21 protein-coding genes are annotated in these 26,923 nt (G+C 64.3%); 5 read left to right on the forward strand and 16 right to left on the reverse strand.

The features are described from left to right. Window positions 1–33 precede the first annotated feature (33 nt). The 9 genes from QYE47_RS05380 to QYE47_RS05420 all read right to left on the reverse strand — a co-directional run bounded on the left by QYE47_RS05380 (window position 34) and on the right by QYE47_RS05420 (window position 12,063). Window positions 34–1,641, reverse strand: coding sequence for a 5-guanidino-2-oxopentanoate decarboxylase (locus tag QYE47_RS05380; protein ID WP_014590553.1), 1,608 nt, complete (start codon window positions 1,639–1,641; stop codon window positions 34–36). Continuing rightward, entirely contained in the window at window positions 1,634–3,751 is a 2,118-nt protein-coding gene (locus QYE47_RS05385) for an acetate--CoA ligase family protein (RefSeq protein ID WP_014590552.1), read from the reverse strand. The genes QYE47_RS05380 and QYE47_RS05385 overlap by 8 nt, the downstream gene beginning before the upstream one ends. Window positions 3,752–3,768: 17 nt before the next feature. Continuing rightward, on the reverse strand, window positions 3,769–4,929 hold the full coding sequence (locus tag QYE47_RS05390) for an acyl-CoA dehydrogenase family protein (protein ID WP_014590551.1): 1,161 nt from the start codon (window positions 4,927–4,929) through the stop codon (window positions 3,769–3,771). Between the two features lie 33 nt (window positions 4,930–4,962). Beyond that, window positions 4,963–5,757, reverse strand: a complete 795-nt coding sequence (locus QYE47_RS05395; protein ID WP_014590550.1) for an enoyl-CoA hydratase/isomerase family protein — start codon at window positions 5,755–5,757, stop codon at window positions 4,963–4,965. Between the two features lie 239 nt (window positions 5,758–5,996). Then, window positions 5,997–7,403, reverse strand: coding sequence for an amino acid permease (locus QYE47_RS05400; RefSeq protein ID WP_014590549.1), 1,407 nt, complete (start codon window positions 7,401–7,403; stop codon window positions 5,997–5,999). 196 nt (window positions 7,404–7,599) lie between these two features. Beyond that, window positions 7,600–9,852, reverse strand: coding sequence for a hybrid sensor histidine kinase/response regulator (locus tag QYE47_RS05405; RefSeq protein WP_014590548.1), 2,253 nt, complete (start codon window positions 9,850–9,852; stop codon window positions 7,600–7,602). Then, window positions 9,849–10,631 carry an ABC transporter substrate-binding protein gene (locus tag QYE47_RS05410; protein ID WP_014590547.1) on the reverse strand — a complete coding sequence of 261 codons (783 nt, stop codon included), beginning with the start codon at window positions 10,629–10,631 and terminating at the stop codon, window positions 9,849–9,851. The genes QYE47_RS05405 and QYE47_RS05410 overlap by 4 nt, the downstream gene beginning before the upstream one ends. Further along, a complete protein-coding gene (locus QYE47_RS05415) occupies window positions 10,628–11,344 on the reverse strand; it encodes a response regulator (protein WP_014590546.1) in 717 nt (238 codons plus the stop codon). The genes QYE47_RS05410 and QYE47_RS05415 overlap by 4 nt, the downstream gene beginning before the upstream one ends. 74 nt (window positions 11,345–11,418) lie before the next feature. Further along, the gene (locus QYE47_RS05420; RefSeq protein WP_014590545.1) at window positions 11,419–12,063 is read right to left on the reverse strand and encodes a TetR family transcriptional regulator C-terminal domain-containing protein; all 645 of its coding nucleotides are present in this window, start codon (window positions 12,061–12,063) and stop codon (window positions 11,419–11,421) included. Between the two features lie 116 nt (window positions 12,064–12,179). On the opposite strand from QYE47_RS05420, the gene QYE47_RS05425 reads away from it, so the two are divergent. Continuing rightward, on the forward strand, window positions 12,180–12,926 hold the full coding sequence (locus QYE47_RS05425; RefSeq protein ID WP_014590544.1) for an enoyl-CoA hydratase-related protein: 747 nt from the start codon (window positions 12,180–12,182) through the stop codon (window positions 12,924–12,926). A gap of 53 nt (window positions 12,927–12,979) precedes the next feature. On the opposite strand, the gene QYE47_RS05430 is transcribed toward QYE47_RS05425, so the two are convergent. The 3 genes from QYE47_RS05430 to QYE47_RS05440 are packed head-to-tail and all read right to left on the reverse strand — an operon-like array spanning window position 12,980 to window position 17,149. Beyond that, window positions 12,980–14,035, reverse strand: a complete 1,056-nt coding sequence (locus QYE47_RS05430; RefSeq protein ID WP_070383785.1) for a lipocalin-like domain-containing protein — start codon at window positions 14,033–14,035, stop codon at window positions 12,980–12,982. Next, entirely contained in the window at window positions 14,025–16,484 is a 2,460-nt protein-coding gene (locus QYE47_RS05435) for an ABC transporter permease (RefSeq protein WP_014590542.1), read from the reverse strand. The genes QYE47_RS05430 and QYE47_RS05435 overlap by 11 nt, the downstream gene beginning before the upstream one ends. Then, window positions 16,484–17,149, reverse strand: a complete 666-nt coding sequence (locus QYE47_RS05440) for an ABC transporter ATP-binding protein (protein WP_041166917.1) — start codon at window positions 17,147–17,149, stop codon at window positions 16,484–16,486. The genes QYE47_RS05435 and QYE47_RS05440 overlap by 1 nt, the downstream gene beginning before the upstream one ends. A 277-nt stretch (window positions 17,150–17,426) precedes the next feature. Here QYE47_RS05440 and QYE47_RS05445 point away from each other — a divergent pair, with 277 nt between their 5' ends. Both QYE47_RS05445 and QYE47_RS05450 read left to right on the forward strand, forming a co-directional pair. Continuing rightward, entirely contained in the window at window positions 17,427–18,494 is a 1,068-nt protein-coding gene (locus QYE47_RS05445; RefSeq protein WP_014590540.1) for an aromatic ring-hydroxylating dioxygenase subunit alpha, read from the forward strand. Between the two features lie 12 nt (window positions 18,495–18,506). Next, on the forward strand, window positions 18,507–19,457 hold the full coding sequence (locus tag QYE47_RS05450) for a PDR/VanB family oxidoreductase (RefSeq protein WP_070383784.1): 951 nt from the start codon (window positions 18,507–18,509) through the stop codon (window positions 19,455–19,457). Between the two features lie 6 nt (window positions 19,458–19,463). On the opposite strand, the gene QYE47_RS05455 is transcribed toward QYE47_RS05450, so the two are convergent. From QYE47_RS05455 to QYE47_RS05465, 3 genes are all read right to left on the reverse strand, one after another. After that, entirely contained in the window at window positions 19,464–20,177 is a 714-nt protein-coding gene (locus tag QYE47_RS05455; protein ID WP_003256147.1) for a GntR family transcriptional regulator, read from the reverse strand. A 323-nt stretch (window positions 20,178–20,500) separates the two neighbouring features. Next, the gene (locus QYE47_RS05460) at window positions 20,501–21,754 is read right to left on the reverse strand and encodes an OprD family porin (RefSeq protein ID WP_014590538.1); all 1,254 of its coding nucleotides are present in this window, start codon (window positions 21,752–21,754) and stop codon (window positions 20,501–20,503) included. A 102-nt stretch (window positions 21,755–21,856) separates the two neighbouring features. Next, window positions 21,857–23,197 carry an MFS transporter gene (locus QYE47_RS05465; protein WP_014590537.1) on the reverse strand — a complete coding sequence of 447 codons (1,341 nt, stop codon included), beginning with the start codon at window positions 23,195–23,197 and terminating at the stop codon, window positions 21,857–21,859. Between the two features lie 560 nt (window positions 23,198–23,757). Between QYE47_RS05465 and mrdA the strand changes: the two genes are divergently transcribed. Then, the gene (gene mrdA, locus QYE47_RS05470) at window positions 23,758–25,653 is read left to right on the forward strand and encodes a penicillin-binding protein 2 (protein ID WP_014590536.1); all 1,896 of its coding nucleotides are present in this window, start codon (window positions 23,758–23,760) and stop codon (window positions 25,651–25,653) included. Window positions 25,654–25,695: 42 nt separating this feature from the next. Here mrdA and QYE47_RS05475 read toward each other — a convergent pair whose 3' ends face one another. Then, window positions 25,696–26,322, reverse strand: coding sequence for a glutathione S-transferase family protein (locus tag QYE47_RS05475; RefSeq protein WP_070383783.1), 627 nt, complete (start codon window positions 26,320–26,322; stop codon window positions 25,696–25,698). A gap of 281 nt (window positions 26,323–26,603) precedes the next feature. On the opposite strand from QYE47_RS05475, the gene QYE47_RS05480 reads away from it, so the two are divergent. Next, complete coding sequence (locus QYE47_RS05480; protein ID WP_014590534.1) at window positions 26,604–26,921, forward strand: DUF2388 domain-containing protein; 318 nt, start codon at window positions 26,604–26,606, stop codon at window positions 26,919–26,921. The last annotated feature ends 2 nt before the right edge of the window (window positions 26,922–26,923 follow it).

The raw sequence follows: 26,923 nt of genomic DNA on the forward strand, positions 1-26,923 counted from the left end.
GTGGTTACTCGTGTTCTTGTCGTTGTGCGCGCCTTAACAGACGCAGGTGTGTTTGAGTTCGATGAACGTCACGCCGGGGGTGGCGAAGCCGCTGGCCAGGTCGGCCTGCAATGCGTCCAGGTCGCGTGGCTGGTGCACGGTGCAGCCGAAGGCGCGGGCCAGGCCGATGAAATCCGGGTTGCGCGGCAGCACGCCGACCGGCTCGATATCCAGACCGAGCATATCGTCGCGGATCTGGCCGAGGGCGTCATTGTTCCAAAGCAACACCACCAGCGGCCGGTGCAGCTCCTCGACGGCAGTTGCCAGTTCCTGGGCGGTGTACAGGAAGCCGCCATCACCCACAAGTACCAGGCCGGGGCGGTGGTCGCTGGCGAACATACCACCGATGCCAGCCGGCAGGCCGTAGCCGAGGGTGCCGTAGCCGGTGGGGTGCAGCCAGCTACGTGGTGCCCGGCTGGAGAAGGCGTAGTTGCCGGTATAGGCCAGCTGGGTCATGTCGCTGCTGATGAAGGCATCGTCGGGCAGTACGGCGGCGATACGGTCCAGAATGGCCTGGTGCGTGGCCTGCAACGGGGCATGCCCATTGCGGATGGCCTGGCGCAGGGTGGCCACCGCCGCGCTGGCCTGGGCCGGGTCACGCTGAAGTGCGGGCAGGTGTTCGAGCAAACCGTCCACGGTTTGCCGGGCATCGCCCTGCAGGGCAATGGCACAGGGGTAGAAATCGTTGAACTTGCGCGGGTCGATGTCGACGCGCAGCAGCTCGCCGCGGATCGGCAGACGTTCGCGCCAGAAGTCGGTGTCGGCCATTTCGGTGCCTACAGCAAGCACCACATCAGCCTGGCTGATCAACTGCCAGCCGGGTTCGACGCACAGGCTGGCGCCGGCATTGAGTGGCGCGTCTGGCGGCAGCAAGCCCTTGCCGGCCACGCTGGTGAACAGAGGCGCTGCCAGCCGTGTACTAAGTTGCTGCAACTGCTCAGCCGCGTGCAACGCGCCCCCCCCGGCAATGATCATCGGCCGCTGGGCGGCGGCAAGCTTCAGGGCAGCCTGCTCGAGGGTTTCGCGGCGCGGCTGGCCACGCCCGGGACGGCGTACCACCTCACCGCTCCAGTCCCGGCTGACCGGTGCCGCCAGCACGTCCAGGGGCACCGAAATATGCACCGGGCGCGGTCGTTCGCTGTCGAACACGGCCCAGGCGCGGGCGATCAGCTCGGGCAGGTCATCGCCGCGCAACGCCACGGCCGAGAACGCGGTGATCGGCGCAGTCATGGCGCGCTGGTCCTGGGTTTCGTGCAGGCAGCCCCAGCCCTTGCCCAGGCTGGCGGTGTGGTTGACGCTGGAGATCACCAGCATCGGCACCGAGTCGGCATAGGCTTGGCCGATGGGGGTGGCGACGTTGGTTACGCCTGGGCCGGTAATGACGAAGCACACTCCGGGCTTGCCACTGACCCGCGCGTAACCGTCGGCCATGAAGCCGGCGCCTTGCTCGTGGCGGGTCAATACATGGCGAATGCCGCTGCCCGGCAGGCCACGGTAAAGCTCCAGGGTGTGCACGCCGGGGATGCCGAACACGGTCTCAACGCCGTAGTTGGCCAACAACCGCACCAGGGCCTGGCCGGCCGTCAGGGTAAGGTCATTCATGTCGTTCTCCTTGCGTCTGGCCGAGGCGGATCAGCGCGTCGACCGCGGTGGTGCCGTCGGCACCGACCATCAATGGGTTCACATCCAGCTCCAGCAAATGCCCGGCGTTTTCGCAGGCGTAATCGGCGACTGCGCGGATGGCCGAGACCAAGGCATCGAGGTTGGCGGCCGGACGGCCACGGAAGCCTTGCAGCAGGCTGGCACTGCGCAGGCTCAGCAGCGCTGCCCGGATGGCGCTGTCGGTAGTGGGCAGCAACAGGCTGACACTGTCCTTGAGCAGTTCGACCAGCACGCCGCCGGCACCGATCACCAAGGCCAGGGCAAAGTCGTGTTCACGCTTGATGCCCACTATGAGCTCGGCCAAGGGCGGCTCGGCCATGGGCTCGAGCAGCACCTGATCAAACGCAACCTGCGGGGCGTAGTCAGCGATGCACTGGCGCATCTGCACCAGTGCAGCTTCCAGGGCACGGGCATCGCGCAGGTTCAACGCCACAGCGCCAGCTTCGGTCTTGTGCGGCAGCTGCGCGCTGACCGCCTTCAGTACCAAGGGGTAACCGACGCGGGCAGCGTCTGCCACGGCGCGTTCGGGCGTACTCAGCACGCCCGCAGGCACGGGCAGACCGAAGGCGCGCAGGGCCTGCTTGGATTGCCATTCGTCCAACAGTCGGCTTTCGCCCGTGACGGCCTGCGGGCACAGCGGTACCCGCGCAGCCTCGCCCTGGTCCAGCAACCGCTGGCGGTTCCTTTGGTAAGCGACGATACGGCCCCAGGCCGCCAGGCCGTCTTCCACGCCCTGCAGGGCAGCGATGCCCCGCGCATGCAGGCGCTCACGCGCACTGGCAGGCAACAGTTCCGGGAAAGCCGAGGTGACGAAGCCGATCTTGCCGTGGCGTTCAACGGCATCGCAGTACAGCCCCAGCAGCAGGTCGCATTCCTTGCGCTCGCCGGTGAACGCCGCCGGATAGTCCAGCACCAGCATCGCCGCGCCCGCGGCGCCGCTCAGGGTGCTGTCGAGCATGCGTTGCAGGGCGGCTTCATCGCCCCAGATGGCCGTGGTGAAGTCCAGTGGGTTGACCAGGTTGGCATAGCCCGGCAACACCTCGGCCAGTGCCGCCACCTGCCCTTGCGCGAGCTTCGGCAGTTGCAACTGGTTGCGTTCGGCATAGTCGGCAATCAGGCCGGCATCGCCGCCTGAGCAGGCCAGCGCAATCAGCTCGCCATCTGCCGGCAAGCGTCCGCAGGCTGCGGCCTTGAGCGTTTCGACAAAGCTCACCGGGCCGCTGACGCGGATTACGCCCAGGCGCTGGAACAGGCTGTCGTACAACGCATCGGAGCCGGACAACGAGCTGGTGTGGCTGAGCGCCAGTTCAGCGCCGATCTGCGAAACGCCAGTCTTAAGGGCAATGATCGGCGTACCCTGCTGCAATGCCTTGTAGGCGGCGCGTGCAAAGCCCGGCACGTTCTTCAAGCCTTCCAGGTGCAGCCCGATGGCCGTTACCCGTGGGTCGTCGAGCAGCACGTCCATCAGCTCGGCCACACCCAGTTGCGCCTGGTTGCCGACCGAGGCCATGTAGGCCACCGGCAGGGAGCGGTCGCTCATGGACAGGTTGTAGGCGAAGTTGCCACTTTGCGTGAGGATCGCCACCCCCTTCTCCACTTGCTGGCCACCATGCGCCACCGGCCACAGGGCGGCACCGTGCAGGTAGTCGAGCAGGCCATAGCAGTTAGGGCCGAGCAAGGCCATGTTGCCGGCGACGTCGAGCAGGCGTTGCTGCAACTGGCAGCCCTCCTCGCCGCTTTCGGCAAAGCCCGAGGCGTAGCAGATGGCGCCACCGGCGCCACGTGCAGCCAGCTCGGCAACGCACTGCAGGGTCAGCTCACGGTTGGTGGCGATGAACACCGCGTCCGGGGCGTAGGGCAAGTCGACCACCCGGGCCACGCAGGGGATGCCTTCGAGGCTTTCATGCTGCGGGTTGACCAGCCACAGCTCACCGGCAAAGCCACCTTCGGCGCAGCGCTTGAGCGCCCGCGCCATGCTGCGCCCGCCGACGAAGGCCAGGTGTCGGGGCGCCAGCAGGCGCTTGAGGTTGTCACGAATCGATTGCGACATGGGTGTTCTCCTGGCGCTCAGCGCAGCAGCGGGCGCAGCAGTTCGCGGGCGATGATATGCCGCTGGATTTCCGAAGTGCCCTCCCAGATGCGCTCGATACGCGCGTTGCGCCAGATGCGCTCAACTGGCCCTTCATCCATCAGGCCCATGCCACCGAAGATCTGCACGGCTTGGTCGGCGACCTTGCCCAGCACCTCGCTTGCAAACAGCTTGGCCATGCCGGCCTCACCGTCGGTCATGTTGCCCTGGTCCATCTTCCAGGCGGTGTGCAGGGTGAGCATCTCGGCCGCGCGGATCTGCGTGGCCATGTCGGCCAGCTTGAACGACACCCCCTGATAGCTGCCGATGGGCTGGCCGAACTGCTTGCGGTCGGCGGCCCATTGCAGCGACAGGTCGAGGGCGCGCTGGGCCTGGCCCACGCAGTTGGCGGCGACCATCACCCGACCGGCGGTAAGCCAGGCGTTGGCCACTTCCCAGCCCTTGCCGACTTCGCCCAGTACCTTGCTGGCCGGCACCCGGCAGTCGTCGAAAAACAGCTCGTAGGTGTGATAACCACGGTTGCTCACGCACTTGGGACCACGGCGGATGGTCATGCCCGGCGTACCCCGGTCGACCAGCAAGGCGGTGACCGCATTGCGCTTGCGCCCGTTGTGCTCGTAGGTGTCGGTGACAGCGAAGACGATGGCGAAATCGGCGTGGCCTGCGTGGCTGATGAAGTGCTTGCTACCGTTGATGACAAAGTCATCGCCCTGACGTACGGCGCGGGTCTTGATGGCATTGGCATCAGAGCCGGCGCCCGGTTCGGTGAGGGCGAAGCAGTCGATCTTCTCGCCCTGCACGCACGGCAACAGGTAGTCGTTGATCTGCTCGTCCTTGCAGGCCATGAGGATTTTCGACGGCCGTGCAACGAAGACATGCAGCGCCCAGGACACCTTGGACAGCTCACGTTCGATCAGCGCCTGGGACAGGTAGTCCAGGCCGCCCCCTCCCACTTCCTCGGGCATGTTGAAGGCATAGAACCCGGCAGCGATGGCCTTGCCACGGATCTGCGCGGCCAGTTCGGGTGACACGGCGTCGGCGCGGTCCACCGCTTCCTCATGGGGCAACAGTTCTTTGGCAACAAAGCTGCGTACCGCTTCCACCAACATTTCTTGTTCTTGGGTCAGTTGGAAATTCATCTGCGAAGGTCCTGATGAGGGTCGGGTATCGGATTACTGGCCGGTAAAACGGGGGGCGCGACGTTCCACCGAAGCTTGCAGGGCCTCGGCGCCATCCTGGCTGCGGCCACACAGCAGGCCGGCGTGGCGCTCGGCTTCCAGCTGTTCAGCCAGCGTGCGCCGGGCACCGTCGCGTATCAGCCGCTTGGTCTGCGCATAGGCGAAGGTCGGGCCATTGGCCAGGCGCCCGGCCAGTTCGGCGGCAACGGCAGGCAACTGCTCGTCGGCGCAGACTTCGCTGACCAACCCGGCGGCCAGGGCGCGATCGGCGCCCCACAATTCGTCCAGGAACAGCAGGCGCTTGGCCTGCTCGCTGCCGATCAGCCGTGGCAGGTGCCAGCTGGCGCCGGCATCGGGGCTGTAGGCCATGCTGGTGTAGCCGGCCTTGAAGCGCGCCGAGGCGGCGGCGATGCGCAGGTCGCAGCACAGGCTGAGGTCCATGCCACCGCCCACGGCGGTGCCGTTGATGGCGGCGATGGTGGGTTTGTCGAGGCTGTGCAGGCGCAACATCAGGGCATGGGCAGTTTCGGTCCAGCCGTAGCTTTCCAGGGTGCCCGCCGCTTCGGCGGCTGCCCATTCGGCCAGGTCGGCGCCAGCGCAGAAGCTGCGGCCGCTGCCGGTCAGCACCACCACGCGTACGGCGGGGTCGTCGGCATGGCTGTCGAGCAAGGCGTGCAGTTGCTTGAGGGTGGGAATGTCCAGCGCGTTGCGCTGCTCGGGGCGGTTGAGGGTGATCCAGGCAACGCCGGCTTCGACCTTGCTCAACAGTGACGACGACGGGGTGGTCATGGGGGGCCTCGGTGTTGTTGTGATGGTGTTGGAGGGCTTGACGAGGGAGATACTAAACGAGTGTTCAGCAAGGCGGGATGGGCTGTTACAACTTCGCACAACTCGGTGTCTGGCGTTACACAAGGGCGTTCGTCCTGACGGCTTTATGGCCTGTGAGATCGCGCACCGCACAGGCGGCGCTCGACCTCACAGGCGCTGAAAATGCAGCGACCAACACCTGCCGACGACGAGCTGCGGTGTCAAACCCCTGGTGCGCTGGGCTCGAAGGCCCCCTGCCGGCGGCGGTTGACGAAGAAGTACGCCGCATAGCACAGGGCAATGAAGCCAAAGCCCCAGTACAGCGACGGCCGCTGGGTTTCATCCAGCGCCAGGAACACGAACAGCGAACTGCACAGGGTGATGCACAGCAGCGGCACCAGGGGGTACAGCGGCGCCTTGTACTTCAGGTCCTGCAGTTGCCCGCCGTCACGCAGCCATGCCTTGCGGAAACGGTACTGCGCCAGGGCGATGACGATCCAGGTCACGGTGCCGGACATGCCGCTCACCGCCATCAGCACCATGAACAGCGTGTCAGCCGCGACGAAGCTGGTCATCAGCGAGATCAGCGCAAAGCACAGGGTGATGCTCAGCGCCCGCAGCGGCACGCCACGCTTGCTCAGCGGCGACAGGCTTTTCGGTGCCATGCCAGTCTTGGACATGGCCCAGAGGATGCGCGTGGAGGCATACAACCCGGAGTTGCCCACCGAGAGGATGGCCGTGAGGATGACGAAGTTCATCAAGTCGGCGGCGTAAGGGATGCCGACCATGTCGAACACCTGCACGAACGGGCTTTCCATCAGCCCGGCCTGCTCGTGCGGCACAATCGCCGACAGCACGGCAATCGCCAGCACATAGAAGATCAGCACGCGGAACACCACATTGCGCACCGCCCGCGGGATGCTCTTTTCCGGGTGCTCGGTCTCGCCAGCCGCCACCCCCATGATTTCGCATCCCTGGAAGGCGTAGACCACGGTCATCATCACCGCGAACACTGCCGACAGGCCATGGGGGAACAGCGACTCGCCCACCAGGTTGTTCAGCATCGGTGCGGGTGCCCCGCTGCTCAGGGGGATGGCACCGAAAATCACCAGCAGGCCAATGACGATGAAGCCGAGGATGGTTGCCACCTTGATGCCCGAGAACCAGTACTCGGCCTCGCCAAAGGCACGCGTGGCCAGGGCGTTGAGCCCGAACAGCACCACCACGAACAGCGCCGACCAGTACCAGATCGGCACCTCCGGGAACCAGCGGGTCATCAACATGCCGGCAGCGGTGAACTCCAGGCCTACGGTGGTGGCCCAGCTCATCCAGTACACCCAGCCGATCATGAACCCGGTGGCCGGGCCAATGTATTTGGTGGCGTGGGCCTGGAACGAACCGGACACTGGCATCTGCACCGACAGCTCGCCGAGGCAGACCATCACCAGGTACATCAGCAAGCCCGCGACCAGGTAAGCCAGGATCGCGCCCACCGGCCCGCCCTGATTGATGGTTACGCCCGAGCCCATGAACAGGCCGGTTCCAATAACCCCACCCAGCGACAGCATGAAGATGTGCCGGCTTTTCAGGGCGCGGGTGAGCTGGATTTTTTCAACGCTGTCAGTCATGGCACACCTCGCCATTGCGGCCGGTGCGTGGGAGGGTTCGAATGAGGGGCTGAGCGCTACGGCATGTCATTATTCTTGTCTCCAATAAGCCTCATGGACCGTGTGCAACACGGTTGCCATGGATTATTGGAAACGGATGTAAGGCGCCGTTGTACGAACGGATCGAAGATGTAAAAAGTCGTAAGCTTTTTGTACGTCAGCTCTGAATCAACTGTTCCAGCGTGGCACTGGCCTGACCTAGCTGGGTAGCCAACGGCTCACCGAGGGCTTGCATGGCCTGTACGTCATGCTGCCGGGCCGCCGCCTCCAGACCACGCAACACCGTCGCCAGCCCGGTAAACCCCAGGGAATCGCAACTGCCAGCCAGGCGGTGGGCCAGGTGCAGCACTTCGGTGAAGTCCTGGGCTGGCAGCGCCTCGGCCAGCGCCGTGGCGTACTGCTGCAGTGACTGGCGCAGGACCTTCAGCAGGCCTTGCAACTTCTGCTCCCCCAGCAGTGAACGGTGGGTGTCGAGCAATGACCAGTCCATGTCTGCGCCAGCGCTGGCCACTTCACCGGGTGCTACGTCAGCCAACGCTTTGCGCAGGTTGTCCAGCCGCAAAGGCTTGGCCAGTACGCCCTGCATGCCAGCGTCCAGATAACCCGCTACCTGGCCCGGTTGCACGCCGGCCGTCAGCGCCAGGATCCGACTGTGGCGGTTCGGCCCAGGCGAGGTACGCAGCTGTCGGCACAACGCCACCCCGCTCATGCCCGGCAAGTGCACGTCCAGCAGAACCAGGTCGAAGCGCCGCTGCGCGCATGCCTGCAGGGCTTGGCTGGCGTCTTCGGCAAAGCTTACCCGGTGACCGTCGCGCAGCAGCAGGCCACCGGCAACCTCACGGTTCAGGGCAACGTCTTCGACCACCAGGATATCCAGGCTGGGCAAGGGCGAAGGAGCTGGTGACCCCGCTGAGACAGGCTGCCCGCGAGCCATGTCGAGCTCGAACCAAAAGCAGCTGCCCTGCCCTTGAACGCTCTCAAGGCCGATGCTACCGCCCAGTTTTTCCACCAGGTGCTTGCAGATCGCCAGGCCCAGGCCAGTGCCGCCATAGCGCTGGGTCACAGCTTCGCTGGCCTGGACGAAACGGTCGAAGATCTTCGCCTGAACGGCGGGTTCGATGCCGATACCGTTGTCACGGACCGACAGCCGCAAGCGCTGCGAGCACTCGTTATTGGCAAGCACCTGTACCGTCAGCTGTACCTGGCCGTGCTCAGTGAACTTGATGGCGTTGGCCAGCAGATTGCTCAGCACCTGTCGCAGGTACTGCTCTGCGCCGTACTGGTACGCGGCCAGTTGCTCATCGACCTGCAGTTGCAGGGTGTCGGCATTCTCCATGGCCATGGGTTCGAGCAACGCCAGCACCTCCTGGCACAACTGACGCAAGGAAAACACCACCCGTTCGGCGCGGCTCTCGCCTTCTTCGAGCCGGGCGAAATACAGCACTTCGCTGAGAATCGCCAACAGCCCTTCGCCAGCCTTGTACAAGGCCTCGACACGCTGGCGGTCGGCGACCTCCAGGCGCCCGCCGCGCAGCAGTTCGGCCATGCCCAGAATACCGTTGAGCGGCGTGCGCAATTCATGGCTCATCGTCGCCAAAAAGCGCGACTTGGCCAGGTTGGCAGCCTCGGCCTCGTCCTTGGCACGAGCCAGGCTGGCTGTACGCCGCTCGACTATGGCCTGCAATTCGTCGCGTTTACCCTGCAGTTCCAGGCGGTCGCGCTCACGGCGCTCGATATCGCTGAGGATGGCGCGACGCATATCGTCCAAGGCATTGGCCACAGTGTCGATTTCGTCGGGGCGCGATGATCGGCGGCGGCCAAGGCGCAACGGCTCCTGCCACTGGCCGGCGCCAATGCGGCGGGCGAACTCGGCCATCACTTGCAGGTGGCGGGTGACCAGGCGGTAGAACAGCCCTGACAGCGCCACTGCCAGGCCGCACAGAAACACGCCCATCCACAACAGGCTGGCAAGGCCCGTGGCGTAAAGCCGCCGGTGTACCGCGCCAAGGTCGATGCTGACTTCCAGTTCACCCAGGTGCCTGACCGGCCCTGAGGGCGGCTGATAGTCGAGGGGGAAGCGCTCGATGCGCAGCGGCCCTTGGGGCTCGGGCTCACCGCGTAACAATGGGAAATCCTCACTGACCAGACGCACCCGCGCCACATCGGAGAAGTCCACCAGGCCGCGCAACTGAACATCCAGCTGCGCCTCGTCGAGGTCCCACAGGCTGCGCTCCAGGCTGGCCAGGTAGCCGGCGCGGATCAACGCCATGCGTGCCTCTATATCCCGCATTTCGCGACGGTACTCGAAGTAAAGCTGCACGCCGCTGGCCAGCACCGTGAAGCACAAGCTGAACAGCAGGATGAACAGCAGCAGGCGGCGCAGCAGGCCATCTGTGCGCAGGCGGATCATCGTGCATCCGCCGGCAGGTTGATCATGTCGCGGTAAGTGACTTCACTTTGCTCCAGCCAACGCGCGATCTCGCCCGCTTGGTTCATCCGCTGCAACTGCGCGTCGATTTCACCCATGTGCTGGCTCAAGGGTGACTGTCGCGATACCGCCACCCGCAGGTAGTCGACGCTCAGTGCCGTGGGCAATACGCGGATGTCCTGCGCGCCGGGCAGGTGCTCGATGAACAGTTGGCCGGTGCGCCGCTCCTGAATCACATAGTCAATGCGCCCGCGGATCAGCTTGCCGAAGTTCTGTTGGCTGGACGACACCCGCTCGATGTTCTGGTGGCGGGCGACGAAGCGGTCAAATTCGGCGCCATAGCTTTCACCGTACAGCAGGCCGCCGCGGTAACCCGCCAGGTCCTCCAGTTGCTGGAACTGCACCGGTCGCTTGCGGTTGTAGAACACGGCCACTTCCTCGCGCAACACCGGCTCCGTGGAAAAACGCATGCGCTGGTCACGCTGGTCGCTGTTGTAGGCCAGGACCACGTCCACCCGCCCGGCGGCGGCGTCCATCAGGCAGCGCTTCCAGTTGCCCAGCACCACGGTTTGCACCTCGTAGCCCATGCGCGCGAACAGTTCGCGCACCACGGTGGGGGCCAGGCCGCGCACCTGGTGGCCGTCGCTCCAGGAAATGGGCGGGTACACCGGATAGTCACAGTAGCGCACCGGCTCACTGGCACTGGCGTGCAGGGTGGGCAACGTCAAGGCCAGCGCCAACCGCCAGGCGCGAGGAATCATGCTGCCACACTGGCGGTGAACAGGTAGCCGGTGCCGTGAATGGTGATGATCAACTGCGGTTCGGCCGGGTCGTCATGCAGCTTGCGCCGCAGGCGGCCGACCAGCACGTCGATGGAGCGGTCGTTGGGCACCCACTCGCGGTTGCGAATCTGGTCCATCAACTGGTCGCGGCTGAGGGTGTGGCCGCTGTTGCGCAGGAACACGCTGAGCAACTGGAACTCACCGTGGGTCAGCAGGGTTTGCCCGCCACAGGCGTCGATCAGGCGCCGGCGGTCGGTATCCAGTGCCCAGTCGGCGAACTGCTTCAGCGACTGCGGGCAGGCCGGGGCGGGGTGCGCCTCGCGGGCATGGCGCACGCGGCGGATCAGGTTTTTCGCCCGGGACACCAGCTCGCGGGGGTTGAGCGGTTTGATCACGTAGTCATCTGCGCCGCATTCCAGGCCAACGATGCGATCGATGTCGTCATTGCGCCCGGTGACGAGGATGATGCCAACCTCCGAGCGCACCCGCAGTTCGCGGGTCAGGGTGAGGCCGTCCTTGCCGGGCAGGCGGATGTCCAGCAGCACCAGGTCGACATCCTGGCTGGCGAGCAGGGCTTCGGCCCTTTCCGCGGTGTCGGCGCAGTGTACGTCGTAGCCCTCCCGGGACAGGTAGGCCTGCAGCAAGTCACGAATAAGCGGATCGTCATCGACGATCAATACCCGAGGCGTCATTGCGTGTTGTCTCTTTTTTATTGGTGTTGTTCTACACACTCGCGACAGCAGCGTACTCGTTACTGAACAGGTGATCAACAGCCCTCGGACAGGCTGAAGCGCCTCCGGCCACCGGCCTGCAGGCCGTCGACCCAGGCCTCGCAGATGATCACGCCCTGCTCGGGGGTGAAGGTGCCGGGGTTCAGGCCCGACTCCAGCCACAGGCCATCAAGCAAGGCGCTCAGGCTGATGGCCGCCAGGTCGGCATCGAAGCCCTGCCAGCCCTCCTCCTCGGCCAGCCTGGCCAGTAGCTGGCCAAGTTCGTTGCGGTACTCGCCGTAGGAGTGGTCGTGCACCTGGTTGATCGCGTCGGCGGTCTTCACCGCCCCCCAGAAAGCCAGCCAGGCATCGAGCAATTGCGGGTCGAGCAGCTCGGCGCAGAACGAGGCACGGAAGAACGCCGACAACCGCTCGCGGGCATTGGGCGCAGCCTTGGCCATGGCCTCGCGCAACAGGCTCATCACCCGACCGGTGACGGCCATGTAAGCCTCTGCCACCAGTTCGTCCTTGCCCGCGTAATGGTGGCTGATCAGCCCGACCGAGACCCCGGCCTCGGCCGAAATCTTGCGGATCGAAGCCCCCTGGAAACCATGGCGTTTGAGGCACACCAGGGTCGCCTCGACCAGGTTGGCTTTGCGCAATTCCGGCAGCATGCGGTGGTAGCGGGCTTCCTGAGTCATTGGTGGGTCTCTGGTTAGGGGCTGGACTGAACGACTGTACAACAAGCCGGACTGCGTGATAAACCCTAAGCGCCACTGCCCGGCAGGGCCCCCTCACAACAACAAAAGCGGCTGCCATGAACGACCTGATCACACGCGAGCTGGACCAAGGCCTGCTGACCCTGGCCTTCAACCGCCCCGACAAGCTCAATGCCCTGAACACTGCCATGTACCAGCTGCTGGGCGACCTATTGCTGGCGGCAGATGAAGACCCCGCTGTCGATGCCATCATTATCACCGGTGGGCCGCACTGCTTCAGCGCTGGCAACGACCTTCGCGACTTCCTCGACAACCCGCCCAGCGACCTGGACAGCCCGGTGTTCCGCCTGATGCGGGTGATCATGGGCCTGGACAAGCCGCTGATCGCAGCGGTCAGTGGTGCGGCGATCGGCATCGGGGCCACCCTGTTGCTGCATTGCGACCAGGTACTGGTCAGCCGTTCGACCAGGCTGCGCATGCCTTTCGCGCCGCTGGGTGTGTGCCCGGAATTTGGTTCCAGCCTGCTGCTGCCGCGTGTGCTTGGCCAGGCCCGCGCGGCACGCTTGCTGCTGACCAATGCATTGCTGGATGGCGAACAGATGCTGGCCTGGGGGCTGGCCAATGAGCTGCATGAAAACGGCGAACAGTGCCTGGAAGGCGCCCGCACGCTGGCGCGGCAGCTACAAGGCTACCCGCAGGCGGCACTGCGGATCAGCAAGCGGCTGCTCAAGGACAGCCAGCGGGCAGAGCTGGAGGCCACGGTGGCGCGTGAAAGCCAGTTGTTCATCGAGTGCTTGCGCACTGAAGAAGCGCGGGCAGTGCTGCGAGGGCTGATCAAGGATTGAAGGGTCGGGCGCGGTCTTTATGGGAACAACTGTCTTGCGCAAACGTTGTTGCACTAGTACCCGGTCATCTCCAGATACCCGCGCCCGCCCGCACTCCCGTTCAAGCGTACCGGCCCTTCCCAATACGGGAACCGTGTCTGCATCCATGCCTGCGGCTCCACGGCATCGACCTGCACATCCACCCCATGCTCCGGCACTTGCACCCGCCAGCGCGTCGGCACCTGCTTGCCGTTTTTCTGCGCAGACCAGGCCAGCGCCTGCAGCTGGATCTGTGCTGCGTCCAGCGCCACCACCTCACCCTGTGGCCCGACCCAGGTCCCGGCGCGATAAGGTTCCCCGTGGGCCTCCCGTACCTGGAACAGCATCAGCTTGGCGCCACTGTCCAGGTGCAGGGAGAACCAGTCCCAGCCGGTCTGCCCGGGGGCCAACGGCTGGCTGCTCCATTCCCGGTCCAGCCAGGCCCGCCCGGTAACCGCGATGCACAGGCTGCCACGCTGGACGTGCCCCTGTACGCGGTAGAAAGGCTGGCTGTAATAGTACGAAGCCTGGCCCTTACCTGATTTTTCGCTGTAGCCCTGCTCACCATGCAGCACCAAGGGAAGATCGCTGTGCAACTGCAAGTCATAGCGAAAACCGTCGCCACTGGCGGCCATCTGCAGGTGTTCAATTCCGCCCTGGCCCTGTAACACCCAGTCATTGATCCATGCGCGAAACGGCTGGGCCTGCACGCCGGCCTGGCCGATCCCCCCCCGCGCAAGGGTTTCAGCAGCCTGATGGCCACCCGGCCCGGTCAGTGCTGCATGCCCCATCCACAGGTTCGGGCTGTTCCAGCCGCTGGTCTCCGGACCGGGGCGCAAGGCCGAGCGGAACAGTGTCCACTGGGCGCCCCAGTCACGGCCCTGGGCGTCCTCGAGGTTTGCGGTGACATACCACCACTCGATACGAAAGCCGTCGTGGGGGCCGTGGTCATGCGGGAAGACCAGACGATGATCGCGGGTCACCTGGCTGAACTCGCCAGCCTGCTGCCCGAGCCCGGCATAGCTCTGCGGTGCAGGCTGATCACAGCCGCACAACAAACCACTCAGCAACAGCCACGCATTAAGCTTCATCGGACAACGGCCTCAACAGTTCACGCGGCTGGCGGCGCGCCAGCTGCCACAGCGGCCAGGCGCAGGCCAGCAGGCTGGTGAGCATGCCCAGCACGGTCAACTGCAGCAGTTGCATGGGGAACACATAGAGCGGTAACCGCCAGCCGAAGGCCTGCACGTTCACCACCGCGACCAGGCACCAGGCCAGCAGCAGCCCAAGCGGAATTGCCAGCAGCACGGTGAAGCTGCTGAGCATGAGTGTCTGCCCCAGGCTCAACCAGACCAGTTGCATGCGCCGCACCCCCAGCGCCCACAGCGGTGCCAACTGGCCCAGCCGCGCCTGCCCCAGGGTCAGCAGGTTGATGAACAACGCCACACCGGCCACGCCAAGGGTAAGGCTGTTGAGGGCTGCGGTGGCGGCAAAGGTGCGGTTGAACACGTCGGTTGACCAGCGTTTCAGGCGCGCCTGCTCGACCACCCGGCTGTCATCCAGGGCAAAGTGCCGTTGCAGCGCGGCCTTGAGCACCGGCACCCCTTCAGCGCTCAGGTCGACACTCAAGCCGGCCAGGGTTGCCTGTGGCCAGTGGGCGCGCAACCAGTCGGCATTGACCAGTACATGCCCCTTGGGGTTGCCGTAATCGGCATAGATCCCCACCACGGGCAAGGCTGGCGTGCCTGCGGGCAGCTTCAGGCTGTCACCCAGTTGCAGGTTCAATCGCCTGGCCAACTGCTCACTGAGCATTACGGTTTGTCCGCTGGCCAGTTGCTGCCAGGCGCGCGAATGCTGTTCCAGCAATGGCCAGCGCGTACGATAGGCAGGGTGATCGACAATGCCCTGCACTTGCACCGGCCAACCTTGCAGATGCATGTCTGCGCGCCAGCCGGGCAGGACCACGCTGGCCCCGGGCTGCTGCTTGAGCCACTCGACTATCTGCAAGCCTTGGGCCGTGTCCCGCGGGGTGACATACAGGTCGGCGGAGAGACGCAGGTCAAGCCAACCGACAAACGTCTTGCGAAAACCCTCGGTCATGCTGCCCACGCCAACACTGGCAGCCAGGGCCAGCAAAAGGGCGACCAACGCCAGGCTCAGCGCTGGCAACTGCTGGCGGCTGTCAGCCACGAACCATTGCGCCAATGGCCGGTGGCAACGACGCGCCAGCCAGGCCAGTACCCGATCGAGCAACGCCGGCAACAGCAGTGCCGCCGCCAGCAGCAACCCTGCCAGCATACCGAACGCGCTAAGCAAGCCAGCCCCGAAGACACCACAGCCCAAGGCCAGCAACAGCAGCAGGCCCGCTAGCAAAGCCTGCCGTTGCAACCATGGCCCCTGCGCCAGTCGCCAGGCCTGGGGTTGCGCCAGCGCCAGCAAAGGCAACCGGGCAGCGCGCATTACACTCTCCAAGCCGGCCAGCAATGCCCCGAGGACACTCACCAGCACACCCAGCAGCCACCAACCCGCCGGCAGGCTCAACGTGCCGGCGACCTGGGCGCCATACAGGCCACGCAGGCTGGCGGCCACGTCGGGCAGCAGCCACGCGGCCAATGCGTAACCACTGGCCACCCCGGCCAGCCCACCCAGTGCCGCGAACAGGCCCAGCTCCAGCACCAGGGCACCCAGCAGGGTCTTCAGGCTGACGCCGCACGCGCGCAGGTTGCGGATCAGCCCACGGCGCTGCTCCAGCGCCAGACCGATTGCGGCGTGGGCAATGAACAGGCCGACGACGAACGCCAGCAGGCCGAGCGCGGTCAGGTTGAGGTGGAAACTGTCGGTCAGGCGCTGCAAGCCACCATCGTCCTGCCGCGGCTGCAGTTCAAGGTAGCGGGCGATATCTGCAGGCAACGGCCCGGGCGTATCGGCCAGCAGCAGACGAGACAACTGCCCCGGTGCGTTCAGCAACGTCTGCGCGTGGCCGATGTCCACCACGATGACCCCGGGTGCCAACGCAGGCTGCAAAACCATAGGCGGCAGCAACTGCCCTTCACTGTCGCGGGTCGGCGACCCGGGGCTTGTGTTCAGTTGACGCAAGGTGTCTGGCCCAACCCAGGCTTGCCCGGGCGAGCCGACGAACGCTTGCAGGTCGAATGCCTGCACCTGCACTCCGGCAACGCTGCTGGCAGGCGGCAGGCTCAACGGCTCGATGCCGATCAGGCGCACACTGCGTGCGGGCTCGCCCGGCAAGCGCAAGCGCCCTTCCAGCACCGGCGAAACAGCCCAGCCCAGCATGCGCAGTTGCACGTACAACGCCTGATCAAAGCGCTCGCCATTGCGCGCGATCAGTTGCGCCTGCAACGGCCCGGTCAATACCGCGCTGGCCCGGGCATAGTCGCTGCGTGCCTGGCTGTTCAACGCCTGCACGCCGGTCCACAACGCCGTGGCCAGCCACAGGCCAGTGAAGATGCTGAAGCACTGCACACGATGGCGCCGCCAGTGGCTGAGCAGCGCCAACAGGGCCAGCGACAAAAGCTTCATCAGCCCTGCTCGGGCCGCACACGGCCGGCCTGCAGGTAGCACCGGTGCTGCAAACGCGCCGCCAGCCGCGGGCTGTGGGTCACCATCAGTACGCCGCTGCCGGCTTCGGCGACCAACTGCAGCAACAAACTCAGCACCTCGTCACTGCTGGCTTCATCGAGGCTGCCGGTCGGTTCGTCAGCCAACAGCCAGGCCGGGCGCCCGGCAAGCGCACGGCCGATGGCGACGCGCTGCTGCTGGCCGCCAGACAGTTGTTCCGGGTAACGCCCGAGCAGGTCCGCCAGGCCAAGACGCTGCGCCAGGTAAGCCGCCCAATGCGGGTCATGCCGCCCGGCGAGGCGGGCCTGGAAAGTGAGGTTCAGGCCCACGTCCAGGCTGCTGATCAGGTTGTACTGCTGAAACACCAGGCCGATCCCCTCCCGCCGCCACTGCGCCAGCGACGCTTCCGAACGGCCATCGAGCGGAACGTCGTCGATCAGAATACGGCCACTGTCCGCTCGGTCCAGGCCAGCCACCAGGTGCAGCAAAGTACTCTTGCCGCTGCCCGACTCGCCCATCAGCGCCAGGCTGCTGCCCCGCGCCAGGCGCATGTCCACCCCCTGCAAAATGGGGAGCGGGCCTTGGGGGGTGGGGAATGATTTGTAGAGATGTTCGATGGCTAGCATCGAGTGGCCTTGATGGGTTGGGTGTCCCTTTAGGCATAGCAGGTTCGGCCAAGGCTGCTCCTGCACCGGCCGCATTGATCGATCTCGCCGGTGCCCTCCTGTTCAAACGACGTGCTGCTGCAGCCGCCCCCTCTGATCGCAGGGCCCCAATAATGGATCCACTAAGAACCGATAATCGCACAGAATTCGCATTGCCCAAGCAAAATTCGTTGACCTAGCACGCCCATCGCAGCCTTAATGGATCCATTAAATAAAAACAAAACCCGGAGAGCCTCCCATGTACCCTAAAAACACCTGGTACGTCGCCTGCACCCCCGACGAAATCGCCACCAAACCCCTGGGCCGGCAGATCTGCGGGGAAAAAATCGTTTTCTACCGCGCCCGAGAGAACCAAGTAGCCGCCGTCGAGGACTTCTGCCCGCACCGCGGCGCACCGTTGTCGTTGGGCTATGTCGAGGACGGCAACCTGGTGTGCGGCTACCACGGCCTGGTGATGGGTTGCGACGGCAAGACCGTGTCGATGCCGGGCCAACGGGTGCGTGGCTTCCCCTGCAACAAGACCTTTGCGGCGGTCGAGCGCTATGGCTTCATCTGGGTCTGGCCCGGCGACCAGGCGCTGGCCGACCCGGCGCTGATTCCACATCTGGAATGGGCGGTGAATGATGAGTGGGCCTACGGCGGCGGGCTGTTCCACATCGGTTGCGACTACCGCCTGATGATCGACAACCTCATGGACCTCACCCATGAAACCTATGTGCACGCCTCCAGCATCGGCCAGAAGGAGATCGACGAGGCACCGCCGGTCACCACCGTCACCGGCGACGAAGTGGTCACCGCCCGGCACATGGAAAACATCATGGCACCGCCGTTCTGGCGCATGGCCTTGCGTGGCAACGGCCTGGCCGACGATGTGCCGGTGGACCGCTGGCAGATCTGCCGTTTCACCCCACCTAGCCATGTGCTGATCGAAGTGGGTGTAGCGCATGCCGGCAAGGGCGGCTACCACGCCGAGGCACAGCACAAGGCGTCGAGCATTGTGGTCGACTTCATCACCCCTGAGAGCGATACCTCTATCTGGTACTTCTGGGGCATGGCGCGCAATTTCGCTGCGCACGACCAGACTCTGACCGACAACATTCGTGAGGGTCAGGGCAAGATTTTCAGCGAAGACCTGGAAATGCTCGAACGCCAGCAGCAGAACCTGCTGGCCTACCCCGAGCGCAACTTGCTGAAGCTGAACATCGATGCCGGCGGCGTGCAGTCACGCAAAGTGCTGGAGCGGATCATCGCCAAAGAGCGTGCGCCGCAGCCGCAACTGATCGCCACCAGCGCCACCCCTGCCTGAGGAACAGCCGACATGATCGATGCCGTAGTGGTCTCCCGTAACGATGAAGCCCAGGGTATCTGCAGCTTCGAGCTGGCAGCGGCAGATGGCAGCCTGCTGCCGGCGTTCAGCGCCGGCGCCCATATCGACGTGCACCTGCCCGACGGGCTGGTGCGCCAGTATTCGCTGTGCAACCACCCCGAAGAACGCCATCGCTATCTGATAGGCGTGCTCAACGACCCGGCTTCGCGGGGCGGCTCACGTAGCCTGCACGAGCAGGTGCAGGCCGGTGCCCGGTTGCGTATCAGTGCGCCGCGCAACCTGTTCCCGCTGGCCGAGGGGGCGCAGCGCAGTGTGCTGTTTGCCGGCGGCATCGGCATTACCCCGATCCTGTGCATGGCCGAGCAGCTGTCCCACAGCGGCCAGGCCTTCGAGCTGCACTACTGTGCCCGCTCCAGCGAGCGTGCGGCGTTTGTCGAGCGGATTCGCAGCGCGCCGTTCGCTGATCGGCTGTTCGTGCATTTTGACGAGCAGCCGGAAACGGCGCTGGACATTGCCCAGGTGCTGGGCAACCCGCAAGCTGATGTGCACCTGTATGTATGCGGACCGGCCGGGTTCATGCAGCATGTGCTGGACAGCGCGAAGGGGTTGGGCTGGCAGGAGGCCAACCTCCATCGCGAGTACTTCGCCGCAGCACCGGTGGATGCCAGCAACGATGGCAGTTTCTCGGTGCAGGTGGGCAGCACGGGACAGGTGTTCGAGGTGCCAGCCGACCGGACCGTGGTGCAGGTGCTGGAAGAGAACGGTATCGAGATCGCCATGTCGTGCGAGCAGGGTATTTGCGGCACCTGCCTGACACGCGTGCTGCAGGGTACACCGGACCATCGCGACCTGTTTCTCACCGAAGAGGAACAGGCCCTGAATGATCAGTTCACGCCCTGCTGCTCGCGCTCGAAGACGCCGCTGCTGGTGCTGGACATCTGACCCGGCTTACGACGAGGGCAGGATGACTTTCATGCCCGCGTCCGCCGCAGCCCCGCCAAAGGTTTCGGCATAGCGCAAGGTGGCATTGGCGTGCTCGCGCATGATCGCTTCGGCGCGGGCACCCTGGCGGTTGACCAGGGCGTCGAACACGGCGTGGTGCTGCATGTGGGCGAAGTTGAAGCGCCGGTACTCGCGAGCCAGATCATGGCGGTCCACCGCCAGTGCGGTGACCGAGGCGAATGGCAGGTGGTCGTTGCGCGCCAGGGCAACGGCAATGGCCGGGTTGTGGCTGGCGTCGATGATCACCTGATGAAAGCGCATGTTCAGGTCGTGATAGACCTGCAAGTCGTCTTCGCTCACAAAGCCCTTGTCGAACAGCTGATCGCCGTCGACCAGGCATTGTTGCAGCGCAGCGCGTGCTTGCACCGACAAGCCACGTTCTGCAGCCTGACGCGCCGCCAACCCCTCCAGCACACCGCGCACCTCGACCGCACCCGCGATGTCATCGGCGCTGACCGAGCGCACCTGAAACCCCCGGCCACCAAAGCGCACCAGCAGGCCTTCCTGTTCGAGGGTGCGAAATGCCATGCGCACCGGCATGCGTGAAACGCCGAACAGTTCGGCGGTTGGGACTTCCATCAAGCGCTCGCCGGCCGCCAGCTCGCCCGAAGCGATCATCTTGCGCAACGCAACCAGCACCATCTGACCGGGTTTGCTCATCCAGGCGACTTCCAAAGACATGAACGGGCATCTTAGCGCAAGCCGAGGGGTTGCTGCAGGCCTGTGTAGGAGCGGGTTTACCCGCGAAGCAGGTAAGGCGGGGCATGGCACCGGCTGCGCCAGTGTTCGCGGGTGAACCCGCTCCTACGGGGGGGCGCGCCAAGAAACCAACCTGGCTCAAGACATGCGCTGTAAATGTAGGAGCGGGTTTACCCGCGAAGCAGGCAACGCGGGGCATGGCACCGGCTTTGCCGGTGTTCGCGGGTGAACCCGCTCCTACGGGGGGGGCGCGCCAAAACCAACCTGGCTCAAGACATGCGCTCCTACAGGGTCAGCGGGTAGCTGACGATCAGTCGCGTCTGGTCGAAGTCGCTGTTGAAGCTGCGCCGGTTGGTCGCGTTGTTCAGCCGGATGTTGAGGTTCTTCAATAACCCACTCTGGAAGGTATAGTTCACCTCGGTATCGCGCTCCCACTCCTTGCCATTGCTGCCCGCCGCCGTGGTGGCGTTTTCGCCATGCCCGTACCGCACCATGGCCAGCAGCCCTGGCACACCAAGCGCGGCAAAGTTGTAGTCATAACGCACTTGCCACGAACGCTCGTCAGCATTGCTGAAGTTGCCGTTGAACATGTCGTTGCCCAGGGTTCGCCCACTGCTGCCGTAGACCGACATCCACTGACTGTCGCCACTGACCTTCTGCAACCCCAGGTACAGCGTGTGGCCACTGTGCGAAGCTGACAACAAGGCGTAGCCGGTGCGGCTCTGGATGTCGCCGATGCGCGCCTGCCCGTCATCCCGGTCGATGAAGTAGCCAAGGTTGGCCCCCAACGTCCACTCCCCTACCCGCTGACTGTGCAGCAGGTTGAAGTAGCTTTGCTGGTAGATGTCCTCCAACTGCGAGTGCCAGGCGCCGATCAGTGTTCGCTGCTGGTTGAAGCGGTACTCGGCGCCGGCGTAGTTGAAGCCGTCCGAAGTGACCCCGGGCGCGGCCCAGGCAGATAGGTCCTGCATGTCCGAAGAGTGGCGCAAGCTCACTTCGCGGTACTGGCCGGCCTGCAGGCTCAGGCCTTCGATTTCCCGCGAGTCGAGCATGGCGCCACGGAAAGTCTGCGGCAGCAGGCGGCCATCGTCGTAACGCAGTAGTGGAATATCCGGCAACAACTCCCCCACCTTCAGCTCGGTCGAGGAAATACGCAGCTTCGCCGCCAGCCCCGCCCTGCCGTAGTCGTCGGCCGCACGCCCGTCATCGTGCACCGGCAGCAGTTCAGAGCCGCTGGTACCGCGGCCGCTGTCCAGCTTCACGCCGAACATGGCGATACCGTCCAGGCCAAAACCGATCAGCCCCGGCGTGTAGCCAGAGCTGAACTTGAAGATGAAACCCTGGGCCCATTCTTCAACCTTGCCCTTGGCCGCCCCCGGGTCACGGAAATCACGGTTGAAGTAGTAGTTGCGCAGTGTCAGCCCACCCTTGGCATCTTCAAAGAAGCCCCCCTCTTGCGCCCAGGCCGGCAAACCAAGGCCAAACGCCAGCGAAACTGCCAGGACCGAACGGGCCAGCGTGCAAGTTGTGTCCATCATTATTATTGTTCTCCACGTTCAATAGGCGCAGCAGACCGCCCCAGGCCAGCATGACCCGGAGCAGTAAGTTGCATTCAGATACCCGGCAAGGCCGGGTTGCACTCAGTGACTCAGTGCATCAGCAGGCAAGGCGGACGCAGGCTTGGTCGTTGGGTGCAACAGCAGCAGGCAACCCGCGGCAAGCACGAACACGCTGGCGAACACGCCGTACAGATGCAGGGGTTGCCAGCCACCATCGAGCAGCACGCCAGCCACGGTCGGCGACAGGATCGCGCCCATGCGGCCGATGCCGATCCCCCAACCCACGCCGGTGGCGCGTACCGACGCGTCATAGACCACCGGCGACAAGGCATACAGCCCAGCCACGCAGCCGTTGGAAAACAGCCCGATCAGCAGGCCCAACGCCAGCGCCGCAGTGACCGAGGCACCATTGGCCACGAACAGCACCAGCAGCGCCGCAGTGATGAGCATGAACAACGCCAGCACGCGGGTGAGTGGCCAGCGCGAAGCCAGGCCGCCGATCAGCGCCGCGCCAAGGATGCCGCCCACGCTCAACAGCACCCCGCCGGTGATGCCTTGCTGGGCCGACAAGCCGGCGGCCACCAACAGTTTCGGCGTCCAGCTCATGACGAAATAGAAGCCGAACATGACCAGGAAGAACAGCAACCAGATCACCAGCGTGGTGCGGCGCATGTCCGGTGTCAGCAGCTGCTTGAAACCGCTGCTGACACCTTCTGCCCTTGCGGCAACAGCCGGCAGTTGCGCCAATGCCGGCTGGCCGAGGCGCACAGCCAGCCGGTTGACCCGGACCAGAGCATTGGCCGGCCGGCGTGCCAGCAGAAAGTCCAGCGACTCTGGCAACCACAGCAGTACCAGCGGGATCACCAGTACGGTGACGATGCCGCCAAACAGAAATACCGAGCGCCAGCCCCAATGCCCCAGTAGCCATACCGCCAGCAAACCGCCCAGGGTCGCACCCAGCGCATAGCCAGTGGACTGCAGGCTCACCGCCAAGCCGCGCCAGCGTTTGCTGGCGTATTCACTGGCAATCACATTGCTGCTGGCCAGGATGCCACCGATGCCCAGCCCGGTCAGGCCACGCAGCAGCGCCAGTTGCAACGGGCTCTGGCTCAGTGCCGAGAGCAGCATGCCGATACCGGACAGCACCAGGCACAGCAGGATCAGCGGTCGTCGGCCAAAGCGATCAGCCCACGGCGCGATGAACAATGACCCGGCCGCCATACCGAACAAGCCGGCACTGAGCAGAAGCCCTACCTGCGCCCCGTTCAGGTTCCACTCGGCAGACACCGAGGCGGCGGTGAAGGCCATGACCAGCACGTCGAAGCCATCGATCATGTTGAGGATGATGCAAATACCAATGGCCAGGCACTGAAAGCGCCCCATCGGGTCGTTGTCCAGACGTTGCTTGAGATCGGTATTCATGGGGTCACCTGCCGGCCAGGCTTGGCCACAGGCGAGAGGAACGATGCGCACGCGCAGGCGCAACGGGAGGAACCCTGACGGTTCAGTGCCGCTGGATAGCCATTCATGACTGGACCCTTTTTGTAATTGTTATCGCATACGGCAGGAGGGCTCCGGCCGTTGTCAGGCGCTAATCAACCAGATAATGGATCCACAGACAACGTGACGAAAGCACTATCAATCAATCAGGCGTGACCAATTCCAGTTCATCGCCAGCAAAAATCATAGTTATTGTTAATAAATTCAATAGGTTAAAAATTCGCAACCACCCAAACTTGATGTTCGGTTACCGAACAGAATCGATTTGTGGATCCACAAATCATAAAAAACCACCCCTGACTCGCCATCATGACTCCGCAATGAACAAATCTTCATATTCCACCTCAGCGCCCTGATCATGGGGGGCACAGCCGATGCCAGCCAGCGGTCAGCCGGGACTCGTCTTGAGGGTGCGGTACGGGTTGCGTAGCATCCGCGGCCCGATCGCGCGCGTATTGCCACCCCTCAGGATCGATTCACAGATGCCGCAACCCATCCCGCTAAAGGACCACGAAAAGGAAAAGCACCTAGTCAACCGTCGGCTTCTGGCCTGCGCTGCCATGGTGTTCAGCCTGTGTGCCGTCCTGGTGGGCCGGCTCTATGTGCTGCAAGTGCTGCAGCACGACCAACAAACGGCCGTGTCGGAAAACAACCGCGTGCACGTGCTGCCCATCGCCCCCGAACGCGGGCTGATCTACGACCGCAACGGCGTGGTACTGGCCGACAACAAGCCCAGCTTCGACCTGACGATGACCCGCGAGCGAGCAGGCAGCGACTCGGCCAAGGTGCTCGACACCCTGACGCAGGTGCTGGGCCTGACCGAAGACGACCGTAAGCAGTTCGACAAGGACCTGCGCCGTGGCCGCAAACCGTTCGAGCCCGTGACCCTTATGGTGGGTCTGAGCGAGGAGCAGATCGCCCTGGTAGCGGTGAACCAGTTCCGCCTGCCGGGCCTGGAGGTGGAGCCGCAGTTCATCCGCGAGTACCCACTGGCCGGGCATTTCGCGCATTCAGTGGGCTATGTGGGGCGCATCAACGAGAAAGAAGCCAAGACGCTCGACAGCACTGAGTACCGCGGCACCCAATCGATTGGCAAGACCGGCATCGAGCGCTTTTACGAAAGCCAGCTGCATGGCCACGTGGGCTACGAAGAGGTCGAGACCAACGCTCAGGGGCGGGTGATGCGCGTGCTCAACCACAAGGACCCGACCCCTGGGCAGGATATAGTCCTCACCCTGGACGCCCATTTGCAGATAGCCGCAGAAAAAGCGCTGGGTGACCGCCGTGGCTCGGTGGTGGTATTGGATCCGGCCAATGGTGACGTACTGGCGATGGTCAGCAACCCCAGCTTCGACCCCAACCTGTTCGTCAAGGGCATCAGCTTCAAGCAGTATGCCGCGCTGCGCGACTCCATCGACCGCCCACTGTTCAACCGCGTCCTGCGCGGCCTGTATGCGCCTGGCTCGACCGTGAAGCCTGAAGTGGCCATCGCTGGCCTCGACAGCGGGGTGATCACCCCTGGCAGCCGGGTATTCGACCCGGGCTACTACGAACTGCCCAACTATGACCACAAGTACCGTAACTGGAACCGCAGCGGCGACGGCTGGGTGGACATGTACACCGCCATCATGCGTTCCAACGACACCTACTTCTACGACCTGGCGCACAAGCTGGGCATCGACCGGCTGCACGACTACATGGCCGAGTTCGGCTTGGGCCAGAAGGTGTCACTGGACATGTTCGAGGAAGCCTCCGGGCTGATGCCCTCGGCCGAGTGGAAGCGCGCCACGCGACGCCAGGCCTGGTTCCCGGGCGAGACGCTGATCCTTGGCATTGGCCAGGGTTACATGCAGGTCACCCCCCTGCAACTGGCCCAGGCCACCAGCCTGCTGGCAAGCAAGGGCGTGTGGCACCGCCCGCACCTGGCCATGACCGTGGGCGGCGATACGCCGATCGACCCAAACCCCATGCCCGACATCGTGCTGCACGACAAGCATGCCTGGGACCAGGTCAGCCAGGGCATGCAGATGGTCATGCACGACCCGCGCGGCATTGCCCGCGCTGCGGCCGCCGGTGCCCAGTACCGAATTGCCGGCAAAAGCGGTACAGCGCAGGTGGTGGCGATCAAGCAGGGTGAGCGTTACAACCGCAACAAGACCCTGGAGCGCCACCGCGACAACGCCCTGTTTGTCGGCTTCGCTCCGGCTGAGCACCCCAGTGTGGTGGTGGCGGTCATGATCGAGAACGGTGAAGCTGGAGGCCGGGTCGCAGGGCCGGTGGTGCGGGAGGTGATGGATGCTTATCTGCTGGATGAGCAAGGGCACCTGAAGCCGGAGTATGCGGGCGGCGCACCCACTCGGGGTGTGCCACACACATGATTTGGCGTGGCCGCTGTGGAGGCGGCTTTAGTCGCGAATGAGTCAGGATGCCGTGCGCGGCATCAGCTCATACGGGTGTTTCCACCCCGGCAGCGCCTGGATCCGGGCTTTCCAGGCCTCGATGTGCGTGAACTCTGCCAACGGGATACCGGTGTCTTCTGGCATGAACACATACCCCGCCAACGACAGGTCGGCGATGGTCAACCGGCCACCGACCATGAATGGCGTCTTCGCCAGGTGTGCGTCGACAATACGGTAAGCCGCCGTGGCACGCTCGCGCAGGAACCGCGTGACATCGGTTTCGCCGGTGTTCTTCAGGCAGAACAGAAAGCGCAGCGCAGCGTAATAGCTGGTGAACTTATGGTTGTCGAACAGCATCCAGCGCCAGATCTCACGCTTTTCATCTTCATCGCGGGGCCCGAACTGGCCGGTCTGTTCGGCAAGGTATTGCAGAATCAGCGCAGACTGGGTGAAGCGCTTGCCAGCATGCTCCATCACCGGCACCTCGCCCTGCTCGTTCACCTCATCGCGCCAGGTTTGCTCACGCGTCTGGCCATGGAAGAAGTCGACGAACACCGGCTGCCAGTTCTGGACGGTGAGTTCAAGCATGAGCGCAGCCTTGTAGGCGTTACCGGATTCGGCGAAGCAGTGCAGCTTGTACTCGGACATGGGCGAACCTTCAGTTTCCTTTGAATGATCGGCAGGGCGCTCTGCGGGTTTGCCCGCGAAGCCCATCCACTCAAGCAAATCACGCGCGTCCCGACGCGGTCAATCCATGACGCGCTCCGTCGACACCTTGAAAACCGTGCGTTCAGCCATATCGTCAGCGGCAGGTGCACCTTCATCCCCGACACGCTCCTGCCAGCAGAACGGAACTACCCGAACGCCTCAACCGTCTTAGACACTGAGTGGTTTATTTCCCTGTACTTCACGTTATTGGAGAACACGACATGCGCCACCTACTGCTCGCCCCTGCGCTGCTGCTCCTGATGCCTGCCGGTGCTGCCCTGGCCCGCGTCGATGCGGGCGACGTCGCCACCTCGGCCGGTGTTTCCGCTTCGCTGTATTCGACCTTCAAGGATGACAAACGGATCATCCCGGCCCGTGACGAACTTTCAGCGTTCGTCGCCAGCGGCGGTGCCATCCGCGGCGCCTATGTGGAGTCGGCGCTTGAACAGGCCCGCAAGGACCATCCTGGGCTGCAGGCCAACGATGAAGAGCTGGCCCGGGCCATCCTGTCGCAAGATGACCCTGTGGCTGACCATTGAGT

The sequence above is a fragment of the Pseudomonas sp. 2,4-D genome (assembly GCF_030418155.1).
Lineage (GTDB): Bacteria > Pseudomonadota > Gammaproteobacteria > Pseudomonadales > Pseudomonadaceae > Aquipseudomonas > Aquipseudomonas alloputida.

Coding starts and splice junctions, on each gene's coding strand:
- QYE47_RS05390 (WP_014590551.1), bottom strand. CDS start 4,929: ATGAATTTCCAACTGACCCAAGAACAAGAAATGTTGGTGGAAGCGGTA.
- QYE47_RS05480 (WP_014590534.1), top strand. CDS start 26,604: ATGCGCCACCTACTGCTCGCCCCTGCGCTGCTGCTCCTGATGCCTGCC.
- QYE47_RS05380 (WP_014590553.1), bottom strand. CDS start 1,641: ATGAATGACCTTACCCTGACGGCCGGCCAGGCCCTGGTGCGGTTGTTG.
- QYE47_RS05455 (WP_003256147.1), bottom strand. CDS start 20,177: ATGAGCAAACCCGGTCAGATGGTGCTGGTTGCGTTGCGCAAGATGATC.
- QYE47_RS05475 (WP_070383783.1), bottom strand. CDS start 26,322: ATGTCCGAGTACAAGCTGCACTGCTTCGCCGAATCCGGTAACGCCTAC.
- QYE47_RS05410 (WP_014590547.1), bottom strand. CDS start 10,631: ATGATTCCTCGCGCCTGGCGGTTGGCGCTGGCCTTGACGTTGCCCACC.
- QYE47_RS05460 (WP_014590538.1), bottom strand. CDS start 21,754: ATGATGGACACAACTTGCACGCTGGCCCGTTCGGTCCTGGCAGTTTCG.
- QYE47_RS05465 (WP_014590537.1), bottom strand. CDS start 23,197: ATGAATACCGATCTCAAGCAACGTCTGGACAACGACCCGATGGGGCGC.
- QYE47_RS05415 (WP_014590546.1), bottom strand. CDS start 11,344: ATGACGCCTCGGGTATTGATCGTCGATGACGATCCGCTTATTCGTGAC.
- QYE47_RS05385 (WP_014590552.1), bottom strand. CDS start 3,751: ATGTCGCAATCGATTCGTGACAACCTCAAGCGCCTGCTGGCGCCCCGA.
- QYE47_RS05450 (WP_070383784.1), top strand. CDS start 18,507: ATGATCGATGCCGTAGTGGTCTCCCGTAACGATGAAGCCCAGGGTATC.
- QYE47_RS05430 (WP_070383785.1), bottom strand. CDS start 14,035: ATGAAGCTTAATGCGTGGCTGTTGCTGAGTGGTTTGTTGTGCGGCTGT.
- QYE47_RS05400 (WP_014590549.1), bottom strand. CDS start 7,403: ATGACTGACAGCGTTGAAAAAATCCAGCTCACCCGCGCCCTGAAAAGC.
- QYE47_RS05420 (WP_014590545.1), bottom strand. CDS start 12,063: ATGACTCAGGAAGCCCGCTACCACCGCATGCTGCCGGAATTGCGCAAA.
- QYE47_RS05395 (WP_014590550.1), bottom strand. CDS start 5,757: ATGACCACCCCGTCGTCGTCACTGTTGAGCAAGGTCGAAGCCGGCGTT.
- QYE47_RS05440 (WP_041166917.1), bottom strand. CDS start 17,149: ATGCTAGCCATCGAACATCTCTACAAATCATTCCCCACCCCCCAAGGC.
- QYE47_RS05445 (WP_014590540.1), top strand. CDS start 17,427: ATGTACCCTAAAAACACCTGGTACGTCGCCTGCACCCCCGACGAAATC.
- QYE47_RS05405 (WP_014590548.1), bottom strand. CDS start 9,852: ATGATCCGCCTGCGCACAGATGGCCTGCTGCGCCGCCTGCTGCTGTTC.
- QYE47_RS05425 (WP_014590544.1), top strand. CDS start 12,180: ATGAACGACCTGATCACACGCGAGCTGGACCAAGGCCTGCTGACCCTG.
- QYE47_RS05435 (WP_014590542.1), bottom strand. CDS start 16,484: ATGAAGCTTTTGTCGCTGGCCCTGTTGGCGCTGCTCAGCCACTGGCGG.
- mrdA (WP_014590536.1), top strand. CDS start 23,758: ATGCCGCAACCCATCCCGCTAAAGGACCACGAAAAGGAAAAGCACCTA.